Source organism: Pseudoalteromonas sp. SR45-6, from assembly GCF_014163545.1.
In the GTDB taxonomy this organism is placed as follows: domain Bacteria; phylum Pseudomonadota; class Gammaproteobacteria; order Enterobacterales; family Alteromonadaceae; genus Pseudoalteromonas; species Pseudoalteromonas rhizosphaerae.
This window is the reverse complement of the sequence record NZ_JACJDM010000117.1, coordinates 1-2,396: the sequence shown is the minus strand read 5'-3', so window position 1 is coordinate 2,396 and position 2,396 is coordinate 1. Positions and strand designations below refer to the sequence as shown.

Genomic DNA, 2,396 nt, shown 5'->3' with positions numbered 1-2,396 from the left:
CTCGGTAAAGGCGACCCAGTAAAATACTTACGGGAAATAAACTGGCAAAATTTGGGCAAGCAAGCCGCCAGTGAAGTAAAAGCCGTAATCAAAGGCTTTAGAGATACCTTGCAAGATATTTCAACCAGCTGGAAATACGACCTCCTACTGCCAGACTCAGCCATTGACGGCATGCAAGCCATGGTCAAACAGCTTGATGAAGTCACCCCAAAAATTGACCAAGGCGTTAAAACCGCCGCAAACGATATCGGCAATCGCGTAAATAAAGCCCTCGATGAGTTTGAGCCACCGGCAAGTACAGGTGTAGTGGGTAAACCGAAGAAAACCGTTGCCAATGAGCTTAAGCCGCCGAAAGGGAATGATTTAAAAGGGGCTGCAGCGCTTAAGCGAGTCAGAAACCCAGCCCTTGATGCCCATTATAAAAACTTAGCTGCTTATGAAACGGCTTATAAGAACAAACTAGATGACGCTATTAAAAATGGTGACTCAAGCCATCGCATTGGTGCATTTAAAGCAAAACTTACCGAAGTTAAAGGTGAACGAGCAGCAAGTGCCTATATGGCAAAACACTTTTCTAAACCGCCTCCTCCTGCAAAAATGGAGCTTGGCTTTGGCCCGGGTCCTGGTGTCGACCAAATTTGGGCAAAGCGTGATAAAAATGGCAACGTGCTAGAATACTTTATCGTTGAAGCTAAGGGACCTGGTGCTAAGCTTGGCAAAACAAGTAAAGGGTTCACACAAATGGATGATGATTGGATTAAAATGAACCTCAAACGCATGAAAAACTCGAAAAAGTACCCTGAGCGTAATCAACTAGGGCAAAATTTACTTGAAGCAGATGATTTAGATATACCAGTAAACAAACTAGTGATAGAAGCTGTTGAAGAAAGTGGCAATGTAGTTGACGCAAAATTACAACCTTTACCTTAGAGAATTAAGAATGTTAAAGCTAAATAAACTTACCGCAGAAGATGTTGAATATGACATCACGCGTGCAAATACTCACTTGCCAGCGTGGTTAGAAAGGTTTAAAGACACCAGTAGGACGCTCGAACAGTACAAAAAAAGCGTTTTCAAAATTTCTGACTTTTATTTAATGTTAGCGTATGGTAATTACGCACTCGAAAACGTCTCAGAAGTGAAGCCCAATTTAAAAAAAGCCGCGCCCTATGCGTTTTTATGCGGCTTCGACCCTGAGTTACAGACCCGTAAAAGCGATTACTCCATTCAAAAAGAGTTAAACATCTGTTTGTTGTTTGGTGAGCCTGAATTGCTAGAACAAATAAAAGCGCTTGACTGGTCACTATCAGAAGATGATATTGTACATCCTGCTATTTACCAATATGATCACTTATTAATGCAAATAGCCACTGGCAGCCCTCTTACCCCGCAGGCCATTAACACCGCACAACAAGATGCTCAAAAAGCCAAAAATAAAGATGTATTGCAATTTTTCGCCCCTTTAATTGAAGCTATATCAGCATTAATTTCTGGTGACCAACCGCTCTGGCAAGCCAGTATTGATAAAGCAATCAAATGGCACTCTGATGAATGTAAATTTGGTGATTACAAAGATATGGAAGAAGGCTTTATCTGTTTAAATGCCCTTACTATGGCAAAGTTAGGCAAAGACATGCATGGTTGGCAATGCCACACCGACTCATTATATTTACCTTTATTTTTAATTGATTAGTTTCGATAATCACACAACACGAGCCTATTATCTATGAGCAGCTTAATTCACTTATCACTTATTGACGAAGATAGATACCCTACTTCGCTTGACGGTGATGATGAAAGTAAATACCAACAGTTATTAGACATAACTCAAAAAGAAGCCATTCATTGGCAAAGCATTGAAATAAATTTGCGTGGCTTTGAGCCTGCGTTGCAATTATGGGACGCCATTGCGGGTAATAGCCGTTTATTATTGATTGCTAGCTTTAATTTTTATCCTCACAAACTACTCCCACCCGATGCGGATATCAGCGGTAGCTTTGGTTTTTTTCCTGCGGATATGGTTAAAGATTTATACGCGATAATGGAGGAAGAATACAATTTTGATATTAGCAACTTAGAAGGGCAGCAAATTATTGCTGAAATTGAAAAGGATGGAGACGATGAAGTAAACCCCGAAGCCTATGAGCTAGTTCGAGATAAATACTTTGTAACCTTTAGAGATGCGGCTGAGCAAGGTAAATCTATCGTCGTACTCATTGAGCAATAATTAACTTATATAGAAAACGCTAAGGACAGCACATGCGACCTGAAATAAAAAACATCCCCCAACAACTTGGGCAATACTTGTACCAGCAAATAAATGAGCCGTGGCTTGAGGCTCAGCTTATTTTAGATTGCGAAGATGAAAACCAACTTGAATGCAAGGCTCACTATCA

Annotated in this window: 2 protein-coding genes and 2 pseudogenes; all 4 read left to right on the top strand. The window is 40.6% G+C overall.

Features of this window, described 5'->3' with window-relative positions; genetic code table 11:
- Positions 1-930 (top strand): annotated as a pseudogene (locus H5158_RS22320) (hypothetical protein); the annotation flags it as partial.
- Positions 931-940: 10 nt separating this feature from the next.
- Complete coding sequence (locus tag H5158_RS22315) at positions 941-1,693, top strand: Imm49 family immunity protein (protein WP_182740940.1); 753 nt, start codon at positions 941-943, stop codon at positions 1,691-1,693.
- Positions 1,694-1,726: 33 nt separating this feature from the next.
- On the top strand, positions 1,727-2,227 hold the full coding sequence (locus H5158_RS22310) for a hypothetical protein (protein WP_182740939.1): 501 nt from the start codon (positions 1,727-1,729) through the stop codon (positions 2,225-2,227).
- Between the two features lie 32 nt (positions 2,228-2,259).
- Positions 2,260-2,396 (top strand): annotated as a pseudogene (locus H5158_RS23535) (DUF600 domain-containing protein); the annotation flags it as partial.